The sequence below is a fragment of the Clostridium frigidicarnis genome (assembly GCF_900111985.1).
Classification (GTDB): Bacteria; Bacillota; Clostridia; order Clostridiales; family Clostridiaceae; genus Clostridium_Z; species Clostridium_Z frigidicarnis.
Genome location: NZ_FOKI01000089.1, coordinates 1 through 2,573 on the forward strand (window position 1 = coordinate 1; position 2,573 = coordinate 2,573).

At 28.8% G+C, this 2,573-nt stretch carries 2 protein-coding genes; both read left to right on the forward strand.

Annotated features, from left to right (window positions below):
• Window positions 1–1,086 (forward strand): condensation domain-containing protein (locus tag BM119_RS19335; protein ID WP_242948480.1); only part of this gene is annotated, 1,086 nt, incomplete at its 5' end.
• A gap of 84 nt (window positions 1,087–1,170) precedes the next feature.
• Window positions 1,171–2,406: an ACP S-malonyltransferase gene (gene fabD / locus BM119_RS19340; RefSeq protein WP_090043331.1), complete on the forward strand. Its 1,236-nt coding sequence runs from the start codon at window positions 1,171–1,173 to the stop codon at window positions 2,404–2,406.
• Window positions 2,407–2,573 lie beyond the last annotated feature (167 nt).

The following is a 2,573-nucleotide window of genomic DNA, read 5'->3' on the forward strand; positions in this document are numbered from 1 at the left end:
GATATAGAGGAAATAGCTAATGACTTTATTAAACCTTTTGATTTAGGAAAAGCACCATTATTTAGAATTGAAATAGTAGAAACTCAAGGTAAAAACTGTTTATTAATAGATATGCATCACATAATATCTGATGGAGTGTCTATGAGTATTTTAATAAATGAATTTGCTACGATATATAATGGGGGATATTTAGAACCATTAAAGCTTCAATATAAAGATTTTTCAGCATGGCAAAATAATTTCTTAAAGTCAGAAGAAATGAAGAAGCAAGAAGAATATTGGATGAACATGTTTAATGATGAGATACCAGTATTAAACTTACCATATGACTATGAAAGACCTGCTATTCAAAGTTTTGAAGGTGATAGTGTAAGTTTTGAAATAGATAAGAGTTTAACAAGTGAGTTAAAAGAACTTACTAAGAAGACAGGAACAACAATGCACATGGTGCTATTATCAGCATTTAATATACTTCTAGCTAAGTATAGTGGACAAGAAGATATAGTTATAGGAACTCCAATAGCAGGAAGACCTCATGCAGAGCTTCATAATATAATGGGGATGTTTGTAAATACATTAGCTTTAAGAAACAAACCAAAAGAAGATAAAAGGTATATAGATTTTCTGAATGAAGTAAAAGAAAATTCTTTAATGGCTTATGAAAATCAAAATTATCAAATAGAAGCTCTAGTAGAAGGGTTAAATTTAAAGAGAGATCAAAGTAGAAATTTAATATTCGATATAATGTTTAATACATTGAATATGGAGAGTAGTTATATTAAATTAAGAGGACTTGTATTAAAGTCTTATAATCCTAAAAGTAAAACTGCAAAATTTGACTTAAGTTTATGTGTGCAGGAAAATTACAATATTGTGTTAAACTTAGATTATTGTAAGAAATTGTTTGAAAGAGATACTATTGAAATTATGAGAGATGATCTTATAGAAATACTTAAAATCATTTCTCATGATGAGAATGTATTATTAAGAAGTATATTTAACAAAGAAATAGTACAAGAAGTTAATGGTGAGGATGAGTTAACTTCATTAGATGGGGACTTCTGCTTTGAGAAAATCATAGAGTGAAGTAAGAATTTTAAAATAATGACAATAAAGATTTGATTTTAAAATGAGCATAAATAGAAAATATGAATTAAGGAGATTTAATAAATGGATAACAATGCATTATTATTTTCAGGACAGGGATCCCAGTATGTTGGAATGTGTAAAAGTATATGCAATAACTATTCAATAGCAAAACATACATTTGAAGAAGCAGGAGAGGTTTTAGGGTTTGATATTTTAAAACTGTGTATGGAAGGTGATATGAGTGAACTGTCAAAAACTGAAAATACTCAACCAGCTATATTAACTGTATCAACAGCGATGTACAGGACTTATATGAGTAAAGGTAGAGTTAAGCCATCTTTTTTTGCAGGACATAGTTTAGGGGAGATATCTGCACTAACATGTGCAGGTGCGATAGATTTTGCAGATGCAGTAAAACTTGTTAGAGAAAGAGGAAGACTAATGAACTTAGCTGCAGATGGAAATGGAATTATGATTGCAGTGCGGGATATCGATGGTGAATATATTGAAGACATATGTAGAAAAAATAGTAAAAAAGATGGTATAGTTGTTATTTCTAATTATAACACTAATAAAGAGTATGTTATATCTGGGCACACTAATTCAGTTAAATCTGCAGCAGAAGAATTAAAGAGTATAGGCGCGCGTATAAATGTACTTAAAGTAAGTGGCGGATTTCATAGTCCATTAATGAACGAAGCTTCTGATAAGTTTAAAGAAGAATTAAAAAAATATAAATTTAATGATATTTCTATACCAGTTATATCAAACGTTACAGCCTTACCATATAAGAGTGCTACAGAAATAGCTGATCTATTACCTTTACAAATGATTATCCCTGTTTATTGGAAGAATTCTATTGAATATATAATTAATCATGGAGTTGAATCATTTATAGAAATTGGACCTAATATAATTTTGAAGAAAATGGTCAAAAAAATATCACCACATGTCAAATCATTTTCATTGGATGATGATGATGATGTAAATTATTTAAATAATGAAGAGGTTTTACTAATAATTAAAAGATGTTTAGCAAATTCTATTTGTATGCAAAATTATAATTGGGATAATAATCAATATAATGCAGGCGTAGTTGAACCTTATAGAAGCGTGAAAAAGAGATTTTTAGAAATCAAGAGCACCACTAATAAAAAGACAACGATTGATGATGTGGAAAAAGCATTAGGTATGTTACAATCTGTTTTAAATACAAAGAAAGTTCCTAATGATGAGAAAAATAGAAGGACTAAGGATATATTTGAAGGTATTGAATGTAAACAGATTTTAAACTTGCAAGGAAAAAATAAAGATTAGCTGGTTAAGTTTTAAATTAGTCAAATTATTTATTGTACTAAAAAGCTTAATGATCGAAGTGATATTAAGCAATTTTTGTGTAACGAATACCACGGGCTATGCCCGTGGTTCTAAAAAGCTTATAGCTATGAGTAGAAAAAAGAAACCCCCTTTGTTAAACTCAAATT

What these genes read in the sequence shown, in the direction of transcription:
- fabD (WP_090043331.1), top strand. Translation starts at nt 1,171, where the DNA reads ATGGATAACAATGCATTATTATTTTCAGGACAGGGATCCCAGTATGTT.